The organism is Streptomyces sp. YIM S03343 (genome assembly GCF_054729195.1).
The window spans coordinates 6853906-6868651 of record NZ_JBPUKX010000001.1 but is presented as its reverse complement, the minus strand read 5'-3'; the positions used below and the strand labels follow the sequence as shown (position 1 = coordinate 6868651).

The window sequence follows — 14746 nt, the reverse complement described above, 5'->3', positions numbered from 1 at the left end:
CCCGGACGGACTGAGCCGGAAGAAGAGGTGACGACAAGGCCTGGGGCCTGTGCACCCGATGGTTGTCGCGGAGAGGGCGGTCACCGCCAATATCCACGACCTGATCGGCCGGACAGGCCTAGCGCATTCGCTTGCTCACAGAAGGCTCCCTCGTGACCAGGACCCCTGGTGCCTCACTCAGGGACTGAGTGCGAGGGGTCCGCGCTTGCCGAGGGCTTCGCTGCCGACGGCCTGGTCTTCACCCGGGGCACCCCGCCACGGACGGAGGGTTGCCGGACAGCCGGCCGGGGCCTGATGGCTGTCGCTCATGACCTGGCCGTCATCCTGCCACATGATCGGCGACGCACAAGGGCGCAGTCCGTATGCCGGACTGCGCCCCCTGTGACCTCGTTCGACTCGTACGACTCGTACGACTCGCGCGCCTCAGGCGTGACTGGCTGCCACCCAGCGTTCCAGGGTGCGCCGTGCCGCGCCCGAGTCGATGGACTCGGCGGCCTTCGCCATCCCGGCCGCCAGCTGCTCGGCGAGCGGCGCGTCCGTGGGGTCGAGGGCCGCGAGGGCGGCGGCCGAGTTGAGCAGCACCGCGTCCCGTACGGGGCCCTGTTCGCCGTTCAGCAGACGGCGTGCGACATCGGCGTTGTACGACGGGTCGCCGCCGCGCAGCGCCTCCACCGGTACCCGCTCGATGCCGACGTCACGCGGGTCGAAGGTCTGCTCGGCGACCTTGCCGTCGCGGACGGTCCACACGTGCGAGGTGGAGGTCGTGGTCAGCTCGTCGAGGCCGTCGTCGCCGCGGAACACCAGGGAGGAGTTGCCGCGGTCGGCGAGGACGCCCGCGATGATCGGCGCCATGCGCGGATCGGCGACGCCGATCGCCTGGGCCTTCACCTTGGCCGGGTTGGTCAGCGGGCCGAGTGCGTTGAACACCGTACGGATGCCCAACTGGCCGCGGGCCGCGGCGACATGACGCAGCGCCGGATGGAACTTCACGGCGAAGCAGAAGGTGATGCCGGCTTCCTCGGCGACCTCGGCGACCCGCTGCGGGGTGAGATCGAGGTTGACGCCGAGCTTCTCCAGGACGTCGGAGGAGCCGGAGGCGGAGGAGGCGGCCCGGTTGCCGTGCTTGACGACCTTGGCGCCGGTGCCCGCGACGACGAGCGCCGACATGGTGGAGATGTTGACCGTCTTCGCGCCGTCGCCGCCCGTGCCGACGATGTCGACCGTACGGCCGGACACCTCGATGACGTTGGCGTGCTCGTACATCGCCCGGACCACGCCGGTGATCTCCTCGACGGTCTCGCCCTTGGCCCGCAGGGCCACCACGAATCCGGCGATCTGCGCGTCGGTCGCCTCGCCCCGCATGATCCGGTCCATCGCCCAGGCGGTCGCGTCGGCGCTCTGGTCACGGCCGTCCAGCAGGGCGTTCAGTACCTGGGGCCAGGAACGGCCCGCCGCGGTGTCGCCTCCAGCGGGGGTCACAGCGCTCATCAGCCGCTCCTGGGTGTGTCATCGACAGCGTGTGACCCCACCCTATCCACCTGCGGGGACGGCCGAGGGCCCCGTCCGGACAGCGGATGCTGTCGGCGGACGGGGCCCTCGGCCGTGGCGTGGCGAAACGCAGCGATCAAGCGATCAAGCGATCCGGCGATCAGTGGTGGCCGTGGCCGCTCGTGATCTCCTTGTACTCCTCGACGGTCGGCTTCGGGATCTGGTTGTACTCGCCGTAGTACGCCTTGCTGAGCTTGGCGCGCAGCTTCACCGAGCCCTTCACCTTGCGTACGACGCCGTTCTCGTCGACCGTCGGGCCGACCTGGGCGGGCACGTACTGGTCGTGCGCGGTGAGGGTGTGCAACTGCTCCTGGCTGAGCGGCTCGTGGACCTCGATGAACTCGCCGTGCGGCAGGCGCTTGATGATGCCGGTCTCCCGGCCGTGCAGCACCTTGTCGCGGTCACGGCGCTGGAGGCCGAGGCAGATCCGCTTGGTGACGAGGAACATGAGCACCGGTCCGACGAAGACGAAGATCCGGACGAACCAGGTCACCGCGTTGATCGACAGGTTGAGGTGGGTGGCCCACAGGTCGTTGCCGCCGCCGATCAGCAGGGTGAAGTACACCGTCAGCCAGGCGACACCGAACGCGGTGCGCGTCGGGGCGTTGCGCGGGCGGTCCAGGATGTGGTGCTCGCGCTTGTCGCCGGTGATCCAGGACTCGATGAACGGGTAGACCGCGATCGCGACCAGGACCAGCGGGAAGATCATCAGAGGGATGAACACGCCCAGGACGAGCGTGTGGCCCCAGAAGTTGACCTCCCAGCCCGGCATGAAGCGGATCAGACCCTCGGAGAAGCCCATGTACCAGTCGGGCTGGGCGCCGGTGGAGACCTGGTCCGGGCGGTAGGGGCCCATGGCCCAGATCGGGTTGATCTGCGCGACCGCGGCGATGGCCGCGATGACACCGAAGACCAGGAAGAAGAAGCCTCCGGCCTTGGCCATGTAGACGGGCAGCAGCGGCATGCCGACGACGTTCTTGTTCGTCTTCCCGGGGCCCGCGAACTGCGTGTGCTTGTGGTAGAAGACCAGGATCAGATGGCCGACCACCAGGCCGAGCATGATGCCCGGCAGCAGCAGGATGTGGACCGAGTAGAAGCGGGCCACGAAGTCGCCGCCCGGGAACTCGCCGCCGAAGAGGAAGAACGAGAGGTACGTGCCGACGATCGGCGTGGACAGGACGGCGCCCTCCATGAACCGGACGCCGGTGCCGGACAGCAGGTCGTCGGGGAGCGAGTAGCCGGTGAAGCCGGTGAACATGCCCGTGACGAGCAGCAGGAAGCCGAACAGCCAGTTGACCTCACGCGGCTTGCGGAACGCGCCGGTGAAGAAGACACGCATCATGTGCACGAACATGCCTGCGATGAAGATCAGCGCGGCCCAGTGGTGGATCTGCCGGATGAGCAGACCACCGCGCACGTCGAAGGAGATGTGCAGGGTCGAGTTGAACGCCTCGGACATCAGCTGGCCCTGGAGCGGGACATAGCTGCCGTGGTACACGACCTCGTTCATCGAGGGGTGGAAGAACAGCGTCAGATACACACCCGTGAGGATGAGGATGATGAAGCTGTAGAGGCAGACCTCGCCCAGCATGAACGACCAGTGGTCGGGGAAGATCTTGCGCATGTTGGCCTTGGCCAGGGAGTAGATCCCCAGTCGGCCGTCGGCCCAGTCGGCCACCCGCTCCCCCGCGGGCGCCGTGTCGCGCGAGCGGCCCTCCGCGTTGTCGCCGGCCGTGTTCGTGTTGGTCGGTGCAGTACTCATCCGCGCTCCCAGAAGGCAGGACCGACGGGCTCCTCGAAGTCGCCGAGCGCCTGGAGAAAGCCCTCACTGTCCACGCCGATGCGCAGCTGCGGCAGGGCGTGGCCGGCGGGGCCGAAGATCACTCGGGCGCCGTCGGAGAGGTCGAAGGTGGACTGGTGGCACGGGCACAGCGCGTGGTGGGTCTGCTGCTCGTACAGCGAGATCGGGCAGCCGACATGGGTGCAGATCTTCGAGTACGCCACGATGCCCTGGTGGGACCACTCGAGTTCCTGCTTGTCCTTGATGTTGTCCGGCTGGAGCCGGACGACCATCAGGGCGGACTTGGCGATCTGGGTCTGGAAGTCCTCGTCGGTCTCCGTCAGGCCGTCGGGCATGGCGAAGGTGAGCGAACCGACGGCGACGTCCGAGGCGCGCAGGGGCTCGTGGGTGTTCATGTTGACCAGGCGCTTGCCCTTGGACCACAGGGTGCTGCGCAGCTTGGTCCCGGGCAGCGGGCCGAGGTCGCGCAGCAGGACGAGACCGGAGAGCGGCACCAGGGTGAGCGCTCCGAACATGGTGTTGCGGATCAGCTTGCGGCGGCCGAGCGCGGATTCCTTGGCGCCCTGCCGGAAGTCCGCGAAGACCTGGGAGCGGACGTCCTGGGGGGCCTCGATGGGGTGCCGCTCGTCGGTGATCTCCGCGTCGGACATCAGGGTGCGGGCCCAGTGGACGGCGCCCGCGCCGATGCAGAAGAGCGCCGTTCCGAGGGTCAGGCCCAGCGCGAAGTTCATCGCGCTGAGGTGACCGATCGGGAAGACGAAGATGTCCTTGTCGTCCGGGATCGCCACGTACGAGGCGATGAAGCCGACGGTGGCCAGCATCGACACCGTGAACAGCAGGGCGACGGTGCGCTCGGACCGCTTCGCGGCCCGCTCGTCGATGTCCTGGACCCGGGGCTCGTGGGGCGGCAGGCCCGGGTCCGCGAACGGGTCCTTCTCGTCAGCGACACCTACCGTGCCGGCGGTCTCCTGCGCGGTGGGCAGGTTCTCTTCTGGAATGTCTTGGTTACTCATGACTTCTTGGCCTTTGCGGTCCGAGCGGCGACCCAGACGGCGACCGCGATCAGCGCGCCGAGTCCGAAGATCCAGCCGAACAGGCCCTCGGTGACCGGACCGAGGCCACCCAGTTCGAGGCCGCCCGGGTTGGTCGTCTCATCACCGTTGACCGCGTTCAGGTACGCGATGATGTCCTTCTTGTTCTGCTCCGTCATCGTCGTGTCGGGGAACGACGGCATGTTCTGCGGGCCGGTGAGCATGGCCTCGTAGATGGTCTTCGGAGCGACGCCCTCGAGGTTCGGGGCGTACTTGCCCTTGGTCAGCGCGCCACCCTTGCCGGTGAAGTTGTGGCACTGGGCGCAGTTGGTGCGGAACAGCTCGCCACCCCGGGCGATGTCCGCGCCGTCCTTGCTGTACTGCTCCTTGGTGGGCACCGCGGGACCGGCGCCCAGCGAGGCGATGTACGCCGCGAGCTGGTCGATCTCGGCCTGCGAGTAGGTGGCCTTCTTCTTCGGGACCTGCGCGCCCTCCGAGGTGGCGGCCGGCATACGGCCGGTGCCGACCTGGAAGTCGACGGCGGCGGCGCCCACGCCGACCAGGCTCGGGCCGTTGGAGGAGCCCTGGCCACCGGTGCCGTGGCAACTGGCGCAACCCACCAGGTAGAGCTTTTTGCCCTCCTGGATGGTCAGGGACTGGGCGGTGTCGTCGGCCTGCGCCTTGCTCGCGGGCGCGAAGGCGGCGTACAGCCCCCCGGTGGCCGCCAGCGCGAGGAGTAGGACGACGACCGCCGCCAGCGGATGGCGTCGTCGTGCGGAGAGCTTTTTCACGGATTACCCCGGTGTCAGGATCTTCTGCGTCGATGCTTCTGGTGTGGGATCGGCCCGCCTCGGCCGGACGGCCACCGCGAAACTGCGGGATTGCGGTGATCGGCTGCCGCGGACGGCCCCGGGCTACTTGATCAGGTAGATCGTGGCGAAGAGGCCGATCCAGACGACATCGACGAAGTGCCAGTAGTAGGACACGACGATGGCGGCGGTCGCCTGCTCGTGGGTGAACCTCCGGGCCGCATAGGTACGGCCGAGGACCAGCAGGAAGGCGATGAGTCCGCCCGTCACGTGCAGGCCGTGGAAGCCGGTGGTCAGATAGAAGACGGAGCCGTACGGGTCGGAGGAGAGCGAGAGCCCGTCCTTCTTCACCAGCTCCGTGTACTCGAAGATCTGACCGCCGATGAAGATCGAACCCATCACGAAGGTGACCATGAACCAGGCCCGGAGCCTCTTCACGTCCCCGCGCTCGGCCGCGAACACGCCGAGCTGACAGGTGAGGGAGGAGAGCACCAGGATCGTGGTGTTGGTCGCGGAGAACGGAAGGTTGAGATGGTCGGCCATCGCCTTCCAGTGATCCGGACCGGTCACCGATCGCAGGGTGAAGTACATCGCGAAGAGGGCCGCGAAGAACATCAGCTCGGAACTCAACCAGATGATGGTCCCGACGCTGGTGAGGTTCGGCCTATTGACCGACGGGTGCGCGTGCCCGGTGTCTACTGTCGTTGCTGTCGCCACGACCGACATTATGTCGGTCGCTTATCCCGCCCTCACTCCGGGGGTGCCGTTCGGAGTGTCCGCCCCCTGTGTACTGCCCTGATGGCTGGTGGAAGGGGTCATCCGGCTGTGTCGGTGAGGAGTTCGAGGGAGTACCATCCGCGGCAGCGGTTCAGTCCGTACGACGCTGAGGTCTCCCGGAGGAAAAATGCAGCCGACCGCCACGGTGCTGGTCTACAGCGACGATTCCAACACCCGCGAACAGGTCAGGTTGGCGACCGGGCGCAGGCCGGCCCCCGATGCACCGGTGGTGGAGTTCGTCGAGTGCGCGACGCCTGCGGCGGCGTTGCGTGAGCTGGACAAGGGGGGTATCGACGTCGCCGTCCTGGACGGGGAGGCGGTGCCGATGGGTGGCATGGGGTTGTGCCGCCAGATCAAGGACGAGGTCTTCGAGTGCCCGCCGGTGCTGTTGCTGATCGGGCGGCCGCAGGATGCGTGGCTTGCGACGTGGAGTCGGGCGGAGGCGGCGGTTACGCATCCGCTGGAGCCTGTGGAGTTTGCGGCGGCGTTGGCTGCTTTGCTGCGGCAGCGGGGGCTTGTGGGGGTCTGACGGTTCCCTGTCGGGTGCGGTGCCCTTTTCGGGTGCGGGTGCGTGGGGGTTGTTCGCGCAGTTCCCCGCGCCCCTTTGGAGGGATCTGTTGCGATGTGCGGCTCCGCCGCGACAACCGCGCCCCTGGGGCGTTTACACCGCTGTAGGTCGGAGCCTTGCTGTGTCTTGTGGGGTTGGTGAGGTCGGGGACTTGGGGGTCAGGGCGGTGCCTTTGCGCCATTTCTCCCAGGTGACGTTCCAGTCGCCGTAGCCGTTGCCGAAGGGTTCCATCGTGTCGCCGTTCGAGTTGACGACCTTGACGATGTCGCCCTCGCGGACGGTGTTGTAGAACCACTCGGCGTTGGCGGTGCTCATGCCCACGCAGCCGTGGCTGACGTTCTCGTAGCCCTGGGAGCCGACCGACCAGGGGGCGGCGTGGACGTACTCGCCGCTCCAGGTGAGGCGCGTCGCGTAGTAGACCGGCAGGTCGTAGGAGTCGGAGCTGCCCTCGGCGATGCCGATGGTGGTGCTGCGCATGCGTACGAAGTACTGCTTGGCCATGACGACCTTGACGCCGTTGCGGGTGTCGAAGCCGGGCTTGCCGGTGGTGACGGGGATCTGCTCGATCTCGGCGTCGTTCTTGTACACCGTCATCTGGTGTGCCGCGGCGTCCGTGATGGCGATGAGGCGGTCACCGACGGTCAGCGTCACGGGCTTGGAGGCGGTGCCCCAGAGGCGGTCGTTGATGCGGACGCCGTTGAGTTCGCTGTGGACCCGGATCGTGGTGTGGGCGGGCCAGTAGTCCTTGGGGCGGTAGTGGAGTTCCTTGTCGCTCACCCAGTACCAGGCGCCCGTCACGGAGGGCGCCGACTCCACACGCAGCCCGCGCTCCACGGCGGCCCGCTGGGCCCTGTCCTTGACCGGCCGGCTGAGCAGTGCCGTGACGGGCTGTCCGACGCCGTAGGTGCCCGTTTCCGGGCCGAAGGTGACGTCCAGGCGTGTCGAGCCCGCGGGCTTGCTGGTGTCGAAGTCGACGACTCTGCGGCCGGGGGCGCCGTCCTCGTCCTCCGTGCTCACCCGCACCGTGTAGTGGGCGTCGGCGGCCAGCGGGGAGGTGCTGTGCCAGCGGGTGCCGTCGGCCGAGAGTTCGCCCGTCACAAGGCGTCCCGTGGCGTCGACGGCCGTCACGTCGGTGATACGGCCGTCCCCGTCCTCGGTGGTGATCTCGAGGGGCTTGTCGGGGTCGGCCTTCTTCCCGTCGCCGCTGTGGGTGTCGACGGAGATCTGGTCAGCCGCGTCGAAGGGCTCGGCCGACAAGGGGTTGCCGTCGGCGCCGCAGGCGGTGACGCCCGCGCCGAGGGCGGTCATCACCAGCAGACCTGCGCCGATGACGGTGCGAGTGCGCGGAGAGTGGTTCATGCGCTCCACGCTAGGAAGCACCGTCAAGCGCGGCGCGCTGGGTGACTCGTAAGAGGGACGGACATTGCGGCGAACGCAGGAGCCCGGACCCTCCGTGTCGGAGTGTCCGGGCTCCCGGCCGCGCTGGGTGTGCTAGTCGGCGTACCGCTGGTGGTGCTGCTGCGGGTGCTACTGGGTGCGGTTCTCGCCGCGGTAGTACTCGAAGACCCAGCCCCACAGACCGAGCAGGATGATGGGGGCCGCGAAGTACAGCAACCACCAGCCGATCGCGACGCCGAGGAAGGCGATCGCGGCGCCCGTGCCGAGGGCGAGCGGCTGCCAGCTGTGCGGGCTGAAGAAGCCCAGCTCGCCCGCCTCGTCCGCGACGTCGGCCTCCTTGTCGTCCATGGCGCCCGCGTCGACCCGCCGGGCGGTGAAGCCCAGGTAGAAGCCGATCATCACGGTCAGGGCGAAGGAGAGGAAGAGCGCCGTGGTGCCCGCCGGCTCCTTGGACCACACGCCGTAGACGATGGCCATGATGAGCAGGAAGACGCTCAGCCAGGCGAACAACCGGCCCTGGATCTTCACTTGCCGACCTCCTTGCTGCCCGCCCCGGCGCCGTGACCGGCGTACTCGAGCTGTTCGAGGGCGGCGATCTCCGGGTGGTGCAGGTCGAACGCCGGGGATTCGCTGCGGATCCGCGGCAGGGTGACGAAGTTGTGCCGCGGCGGCGGGCAGGACGTCGCCCACTCGAGCGAACGGCCGTAGCCCCACGGGTCGTCGACCTCGACCGGCTTGCCGTACTTGGCGGTCTTCCACACGTTGTAGAAGAACGGGAGCATCGACATGCCCAGCAGGAACGAGCTGATCGTCGAGATCGTGTTCAGCAGGGTGAAGCCGTCGGACGCGAGGTAGTCGGCGTAACGGCGGGGCATGCCCTCGACACCCAGCCAGTGCTGGACGAGGAAGGTGCCGTGGAAGCCGATGAACAGCGTCCAGAAAGTGATCTTGCCGAGCCGTTCGTCGAGCATCTTGCCGGTGAACTTGGGCCACCAGAAGTGGAATCCGGCGAACATCGCGAACACCACGGTCCCGAAGATGACGTAGTGGAAGTGCGCCACCACGAAGTACGAGTCCGAGATGTGGAAGTCCAGCGGCGGCGAGGCCAGGATGACACCCGTCAGACCGCCGAAGAGGAAGGTGACGAGGAAGCCGGTCACCCACAGCATCGGGGTCTCGAAGGACAGCGAGCCCTTCCACATGGTGCCGATCCAGTTGAAGAACTTCACACCGGTCGGGACCGCGATCAGGAAGGTCATGAAGGAGAAGAACGGCAGCAGCACTCCGCCGGTGACGTACATGTGGTGCGCCCACACGGTCACGGACAGACCGGCGATCGAGATGGTCGCCGCGACCAGGCCCATGTAACCGAACATCGGCTTGCGGGCGAAGACCGGGATGACCTCGGAGACGATGCCGAAGAACGGCAGCGCGATGATGTACACCTCTGGATGGCCGAAGAACCAGAAGAGGTGCTGCCACAGCAGGGCCCCGCCGTTGGCCGGGTCGAAGATATGGGCGCCGAACTTGCGGTCCGCCTCCAGGGCGAACAGCGCGGCGGCCAGCACCGGGAAGACCAGCAGCACGAGGATCGCGGTCAGCAGCACGTTCCAGCAGAAGATCGGCATGCGGAACATCGTCATGCCCGGAGCGCGCATGCAGATGATCGTGGTGATGAAGTTGACCGCGCCGAGGATGGTGCCGAAACCGGACAGGGCGAGGCCCATGATGCCCATGTCGGCGCCGATGCCCGGCGAGTGGACGGCGTCCGACAGCGGCGCGTACATGAACCAGCCGAAGTCGGGGGCGCCGGACGGGGTGAGCAGGCTCGCCGCGGCGACGAGCGAGCCGAGCAGGTAGAACCAGTAGGCGAGCATGTTCAGCCGCGGGAACGCCACATCGGGCGCGCCGATCTGGAGCGGCATGATCCAGTTCGCGAAGCCGGCGAACAGCGGCGTCGCGAACATCAGCAGCATGATCAGGCCGTGCATGGTGAACGCCTGGTTGAACTGCTCGGCCGACAGGATCTGAAGACCCGGCCGGGCCAGTTCTGCCCGCATGAGCAGGGCGAGGATGCCGCCGACGATGAAGAACACGAACGACGTGATCAGATACAGCGAGCCGATGGTCTTGTGGTCGGTTGTCGTCGCCCACTTGACCAGCACATTGCCGGGCCGGCGGCGTCGTACCGGTAGCTCGTTCTCGTACGACTCCTCAGCCGCGGCACCCTGGGGTTCGTTGAGGATGCTCAATTCTTCGTCCTGTTCGTCTCGGCGTTCTTCTCGTGCTCCGTCTGCGCGATGCCCGCCGGGATGTAGCCGGTCTGGCCCTTCTTGGCGAGATCCTTGAGGTGCTGCTCGTAGCGCTCGGGGGAGACGACCTTCACGTTGAAGAGCATCCGGGAGTGGTCGACGCCGCAGAGTTCCGCGCACTTGCCGAGGAAGGTGCCCATTTTGTTCGGGGTCACCTGGAACGCGTTGGTGTGGCCCGGGATGACGTCCTGCTTGAACAGGAACGGCACCACCCAGAAGGAGTGGATGACGTCACGCGAGGTGAGGACGAAGCGGACGACCTTGCCCTCCGGGAGCCAGAGGGTCGGCCCGGGGTTTCCGGTCTGCGGGTTCTTCGTGCTCGGCGTGCCGACGTCGTAGACGCCGCCCGCGTTCGCCGGGAACTGGTTCTTGTAACGGTCGGGGATCGCCGACAGGTTGGCGTCCGTCTTGGCGTTTCCGGTGGAACCGGGGACGTCCGCGATGTAGTTGAAGCCCCAGCTCCACTGGAAGCCGACGACATTGACGGTGACGTCGGGCTTCTGGGAGATGGACAGGAGCTTCGACTCGTCCCGGGCCGTGAAGTAGAAGAGGACGGAGACGATGATCAGAGGGACCACGGTGTACAGCGCCTCGATGGGCATGTTGTACCGGGTCTGAGCAGGAACCTCGACCTTGGTGCGGCTGCGCCGGTGGAACACGACGGACCAGAGGATCAGTCCCCAGACCAGACAGCCGACGGCAAGCGCGGCCGCCCAGGACCCCTGCCACAGGGAGAGGATGCGGGGTGCCTCTTCCGTGGTCGGGGTGGGCATACCAAGGCGGGGGAAGTCCTTGTATGTGCAACCGGTGGCGGTCGCCAGGACCAGGCCCGCGGTCATTGCCTGGAGCAGCTTCCGCCGCATCGGGCGCCGCGGCGAGAGGTCGGAGCCGTTGGGACTCACGTAGCGCCTTCCCGAGAGTCTCGCCCGCGACATGGCTGCGGCCGGGTCTGCACGGTCGCCGCCCTGCGTCGGGCAGGGGTTTGGATGTTTATGCGGAGCAAACCTTAGCCGACGCCTTGTCGGCGCTCGCGGGGAGGGTGCCATACGCGTCGTCGCCCCCTTCCTGAGGCGGGGACGGGCGCCCGAACACCGGGGTCAGCGGGGTCTGTGCGCCGCCGCGGGCCGGATGTGACGGCCCGCCACCGAGCGGCGGAGCCCGCCTCGGCACGGCCCTCGCTCCTTCGTCCCGTCACCGGGGTTCTAACGTGGCTGTATGTCGTACTTCGATGCCGCCTCCGCCGCTCCTCTCCATCCCGTCGCCCGTCAGGCGTTGTCTGCCTCGCTGGACGAAGGGTGGGCCGATCCGGCGCGGTTGTACCGGGAGGGGCGGCGGGCCCGGCTGCTTCTGGACGCGGCCCGGGAGGCGGCCGCCGAGGCGGTGGGGTGCCGGGCCGACGAGATGGTGTTCACGGCGTCGGGCACACAGGCCGTGCATCACGGTGTCGCCGGGGCGCTGGCCGGGCGGCGGAGGGTGGGACGCCACCTGATCGTGTCAGCCGTCGAGCACTCTTCCGTCCTCCATTCGGCGGACGTCCTGGAGGCCGAGGGCGGGACGGTGACGCGGGTGCCGGTGCTGCGGACGGGGGCGGCGACCGCGGCGGCATACGGCGAGGCACTGCGGGAGGACACCGCGCTGGCCTGTCTCCAGTCGGCCAACCATGAGGTGGGGACCGTGCAGCCGGTCGCCGAGGTGGCCGAATTGTGCCGGGCGGCGGGGGTGCCGTTGCTGGTGGACGCGGCGCAGTCGCTGGCCTGGGGGCCGGTGGAGGGCGGCTGGTCGCTGCTGACGGGGAGTGCGCACAAATGGGGTGGCCCGTCGGGGGTCGGCCTGCTGGCGGTGCGCAAGGGGGTGCGGTTCGCGCCGCGCGGCCCGGTGGACGAGCGGGAGTCGGGGCGGGTCGCCGGGTTCGAGAACATCCCGGCGATCGTGGCGGCCGTGGCCTCGCTGCGGGCGGTACGGGCGGAGGCGGCCGAGGAGGCGGTACGGCTGCGGGAGCTGACGGAGCGGATCCGGGCGCGGGTGCCGGGGCTGGTGCCGGACGTGGAGGTGGTGGGCGATCCGGAGCGGCGGCTGCCGGGGATCGTCACGTTCTCGTGTCTGTACGTCGACGGGGAGACCCTGCTGCACGAGCTGGACCGCGCCGGTTTCTCGGTGTCGTCGGGATCGTCGTGCACCAGCAGCACCCTGACGCCCAGCCATGTGCTGAAGGCGATGGGGGTGCTGAGCGAGGGCAATGTGCGGGTGTCGCTGCCGCCGGGCACCCCCGAGGCGGATGTGGAGCGGTTCCTGGAGGTGCTGCCGGGGGCGGTGGCCGGGGTGCGCGAGAAGCTGGGCGCGCCGGCTGCCGGGACCTCCGGCGGTGCGGGCGACGACGTGGTGGTCGTGGACGCGCTCGGGAAGCGGTGCCCGATCCCGGTGATCGAGCTGGCGAAGGTCTTCGGGGACGTACCCGTGGGCGGCACGGTGCGTGTGCTGTCCGACGACGAGGCGGCGCGGCTGGACATCCCGGCGTGGTGCGAGATGCGCGGGCAGGAGTACGTCGGTGAGGAACCGGCGGACCGGGGCACTGCGTATGTGGTCCGCCGGGTGTCCTGACCGGGCCGGTCCAGGACTGTCCCGGCCGGCCCCCAGGGCCTGTCGTCCCTCAGACGAGGTGGACCTGCACCTCACCGGCGGCGTCGTGGCCGTACGCCTTGGTGAAGCGGTCCATGAAGTGGTTGCGGCGCAGCTGGTACTCCTGGGTGCCGACCGTCTCGATGACGAGGGTGGCGAGCATGCAGCCGACCTGCGCGGCGCGCTCCATGGTGACGCCCCAGGTCAGGCCGGAGAGGAACCCGGCGCGGAAGGCGTCGCCGACGCCGGTCGGGTCGGCCTTGCGGTCCTCCTCGGGGGTGCCGACCTCGATCGGGCCCTCACCGGCCCGCTCGATACGGACACCGCGGGAGCCGAGGGTGGTGACGCGGTGGCCGACCTTGGAGAGGATCTCCTCGTCGGTCCAGCCGGTCTTGGCCTCGATGAGGCCCTTCTCGTACTCGTTGGAGAAGAGGTACGCCGCGCCGTCCAGCAGTATCCGGATCTCGTCGCCATCCATCCGGGCGATCTGCTGGGAGAAGTCGGCGGCGAAGGGGATCCCGCGGGAGCGGCACTCCTCGGTGTGGCGGAGCATGCCCTCCGGGTCGTCGGCGCCGATGAGGACCAGGTCCAGGCCGCCGACGCGGTCGGCGACGGTCTTCAGCTCGATGAGGCGGGCCTCGCTCATCGCACCGGTGTAGAAGGAGCCGATCTGGTTGTGGTCGGCGTCCGTGGTGCACACGAAGCGGGCGGTGTGCAGCGTCTCGGAGATGCGGACCGATTCGGTGTCGACACCGTGCCGTTCCAGCCAGGCGCGGTAGTCGTCGAAGTCGAAACCGGCGGCACCCACCAGGATCGGCCGGGAGCCGAGCTGGCCCATACCGAAGGCGATGTTCGCGCCGACGCCTCCCCTCCGCACGTCGAGATTGTCGACCAGGAACGAGAGCGAGACCGTGTGCAGCTGGTCCGCGACGAACTGGTCGGCGAAACGGCCGGGGAAGGTCATGAGGTGGTCGGTGGCGATGGAGCCGGTGACTGCGATGCGCACGGCGGGGACTCTCCTGAAGGGAGGGGTATTGACGGTTCACGCTACCGGTTGGCGGGCCGCCTCAGAAGCGACTGAAACTACCCGATAGTAGATCTTTCTTCGCGTGCTTCGGCATGCATACGGTGCCGCTATGACGAACCTAAAGGTCTACCCGCCCGCTCCGGCAGACGTCGAGGCCGACCTCGCCTCGTTGCTCGGAGACTGCGCCCGGATGGCCCCGCACTGGGCGGTACCCGCCCACCCCGACTCCGTCCCGGTCCCGCCGTCCCTGATCCACGGGGTGTCGGTCCCGGCGGCATCGGCACGGTTGCTGGACGCTATGTCGGACTACGGGGACTAGGCCTGTCCGGCGGATCAAGTCGGACGGTGCGGGTGCGTCGTGGTTGATCGCGCAGTTCCCCGCGCCCCTAGGGTGCTGGACCTTACGGGGTTTGCAGATCTCCGGTGTTGATCCGCCGGACAGGCCGCAGGGGAACCGTGCGCTCCCCCGCCGCGTCCCATCGCTGTCCCCCGCACAGGGGATGCGGACTACGACCCGCCGACCGCCGCGAGCGGACCGGGACGGGCCGGGTCAGGGACAGCAGGGCGCAGCCGAAGGAGCGATGCGGTGACCACCGACGACCGACCCGACCAGCCCCCCGAGGCCCACCCCTCCGATCCGGGCCCCGGGCCATCGGCATCGACATCGGACCCGGCAGGCCACGCTTCCGAGCCGCCGACGGGCAGCGGGTCCGACGATGTCGTCGATGTCGGGGGTGGCAGCGGTGACGGGGAAAGTGGCCAAGAAGGCGGCGGGGGCGAGGGTCGGCGGCGGAGGTCGCGGGTGCTTGTCGCCTCCGTTGTCGCCGCTGTGCTTGTCGTCGGAGGCGGGGCCTATCTC

Annotated in this window: 13 protein-coding genes and 1 riboswitch; of the genes, 3 read left to right on the top strand and 10 right to left on the bottom strand. The window is 68.5% G+C overall.

Going from position 1 to position 14746, the window contains the following annotated elements; translation table 11 throughout:
* Positions 1-196: 196 nt before the first annotated feature.
* Positions 197-313: riboswitch (SAM riboswitch) on the bottom strand.
* Between the two features lie 110 nt (positions 314-423).
* The 5 genes from trpD to ctaE form a co-directional block, all read right to left on the bottom strand.
* Positions 424-1488 (bottom strand): anthranilate phosphoribosyltransferase, encoded by a 1065-nt coding sequence (gene trpD / locus ACSYGN_RS30340; RefSeq protein WP_460401195.1) that lies wholly within the window; start codon positions 1486-1488, stop codon positions 424-426.
* Between the two features lie 160 nt (positions 1489-1648).
* Positions 1649-3310, bottom strand: a complete 1662-nt coding sequence (gene qcrB, locus ACSYGN_RS30335; protein WP_460401193.1) for a cytochrome bc1 complex cytochrome b subunit — start codon at positions 3308-3310, stop codon at positions 1649-1651.
* Positions 3307-4362 (bottom strand): cytochrome bc1 complex Rieske iron-sulfur subunit, encoded by a 1056-nt coding sequence (gene qcrA / locus ACSYGN_RS30330; RefSeq protein ID WP_460401191.1) that lies wholly within the window; start codon positions 4360-4362, stop codon positions 3307-3309. The genes qcrB and qcrA overlap by 4 nt, the downstream gene beginning before the upstream one ends.
* Positions 4359-5171: a cytochrome bc1 complex diheme cytochrome c subunit gene (gene qcrC / locus ACSYGN_RS30325; RefSeq protein ID WP_460401189.1), complete on the bottom strand. Its 813-nt coding sequence runs from the start codon at positions 5169-5171 to the stop codon at positions 4359-4361. The genes qcrA and qcrC overlap by 4 nt, the downstream gene beginning before the upstream one ends.
* A 123-nt stretch (positions 5172-5294) precedes the next feature.
* Positions 5295-5915, bottom strand: coding sequence for an aa3-type cytochrome oxidase subunit III (ctaE, locus tag ACSYGN_RS30320; RefSeq protein WP_460401187.1), 621 nt, complete (start codon positions 5913-5915; stop codon positions 5295-5297).
* 178 nt (positions 5916-6093) lie between these two features.
* On the opposite strand from ctaE, the gene ACSYGN_RS30315 reads away from it, so the two are divergent.
* Entirely contained in the window at positions 6094-6495 is a 402-nt protein-coding gene (locus ACSYGN_RS30315) for a response regulator (RefSeq protein WP_460401185.1), read from the top strand.
* Positions 6496-6627: 132 nt separating this feature from the next.
* Here the strand turns inward: ACSYGN_RS30315 and ACSYGN_RS30310 are convergent, their stop codons facing one another.
* From ACSYGN_RS30310 to ctaC, 4 genes are all read right to left on the bottom strand, one after another.
* Positions 6628-7893: a L,D-transpeptidase gene (locus ACSYGN_RS30310; RefSeq protein ID WP_460401183.1), complete on the bottom strand. Its 1266-nt coding sequence runs from the start codon at positions 7891-7893 to the stop codon at positions 6628-6630.
* Between the two features lie 168 nt (positions 7894-8061).
* Complete coding sequence (locus tag ACSYGN_RS30305; RefSeq protein ID WP_460401181.1) at positions 8062-8460, bottom strand: cytochrome c oxidase subunit 4; 399 nt, start codon at positions 8458-8460, stop codon at positions 8062-8064.
* Positions 8457-10184: an aa3-type cytochrome oxidase subunit I gene (gene ctaD, locus ACSYGN_RS30300; protein ID WP_460401179.1), complete on the bottom strand. Its 1728-nt coding sequence runs from the start codon at positions 10182-10184 to the stop codon at positions 8457-8459. Before ctaD ends, ACSYGN_RS30305 begins: the two co-directional genes overlap by 4 nt.
* Complete coding sequence (ctaC, locus tag ACSYGN_RS30295) at positions 10181-11146, bottom strand: aa3-type cytochrome oxidase subunit II (protein ID WP_460401177.1); 966 nt, start codon at positions 11144-11146, stop codon at positions 10181-10183. Before ctaC ends, ctaD begins: the two co-directional genes overlap by 4 nt.
* Positions 11147-11459: 313 nt before the next feature.
* On the opposite strand from ctaC, the gene ACSYGN_RS30290 reads away from it, so the two are divergent.
* Positions 11460-12842 (top strand): aminotransferase class V-fold PLP-dependent enzyme, encoded by a 1383-nt coding sequence (locus tag ACSYGN_RS30290; protein WP_460401175.1) that lies wholly within the window; start codon positions 11460-11462, stop codon positions 12840-12842.
* Between the two features lie 49 nt (positions 12843-12891).
* Here ACSYGN_RS30290 and ACSYGN_RS30285 read toward each other — a convergent pair whose 3' ends face one another.
* Positions 12892-13866 (bottom strand): carbohydrate kinase family protein, encoded by a 975-nt coding sequence (locus ACSYGN_RS30285; RefSeq protein ID WP_460401173.1) that lies wholly within the window; start codon positions 13864-13866, stop codon positions 12892-12894.
* 130 nt (positions 13867-13996) lie between these two features.
* Here ACSYGN_RS30285 and ACSYGN_RS30280 point away from each other — a divergent pair, with 130 nt between their 5' ends.
* Positions 13997-14206, top strand: coding sequence for a hypothetical protein (locus ACSYGN_RS30280; RefSeq protein ID WP_460401171.1), 210 nt, complete (start codon positions 13997-13999; stop codon positions 14204-14206).
* The last annotated feature ends 540 nt before the right edge of the window (positions 14207-14746 follow it).

Excerpts from the sequence above, each read along its gene's own strand:
- qcrB (WP_460401193.1), bottom strand. The coding sequence starts at position 3,310 with ATGAGTACTGCACCGACCAACACGAACACGGCCGGCGACAACGCGGAG.
- ACSYGN_RS30280 (WP_460401171.1), top strand. The coding sequence starts at position 13,997 with ATGACGAACCTAAAGGTCTACCCGCCCGCTCCGGCAGACGTCGAGGCC.
- qcrA (WP_460401191.1), bottom strand. The coding sequence starts at position 4,362 with ATGAGTAACCAAGACATTCCAGAAGAGAACCTGCCCACCGCGCAGGAG.
- ctaE (WP_460401187.1), bottom strand. The coding sequence starts at position 5,915 with ATGTCGGTCGTGGCGACAGCAACGACAGTAGACACCGGGCACGCGCAC.
- ACSYGN_RS30315 (WP_460401185.1), top strand. The coding sequence starts at position 6,094 with ATGCAGCCGACCGCCACGGTGCTGGTCTACAGCGACGATTCCAACACC.
- ACSYGN_RS30310 (WP_460401183.1), bottom strand. The coding sequence starts at position 7,893 with ATGAACCACTCTCCGCGCACTCGCACCGTCATCGGCGCAGGTCTGCTG.
- ACSYGN_RS30290 (WP_460401175.1), top strand. The coding sequence starts at position 11,460 with ATGTCGTACTTCGATGCCGCCTCCGCCGCTCCTCTCCATCCCGTCGCC.
- trpD (WP_460401195.1), bottom strand. The coding sequence starts at position 1,488 with ATGAGCGCTGTGACCCCCGCTGGAGGCGACACCGCGGCGGGCCGTTCC.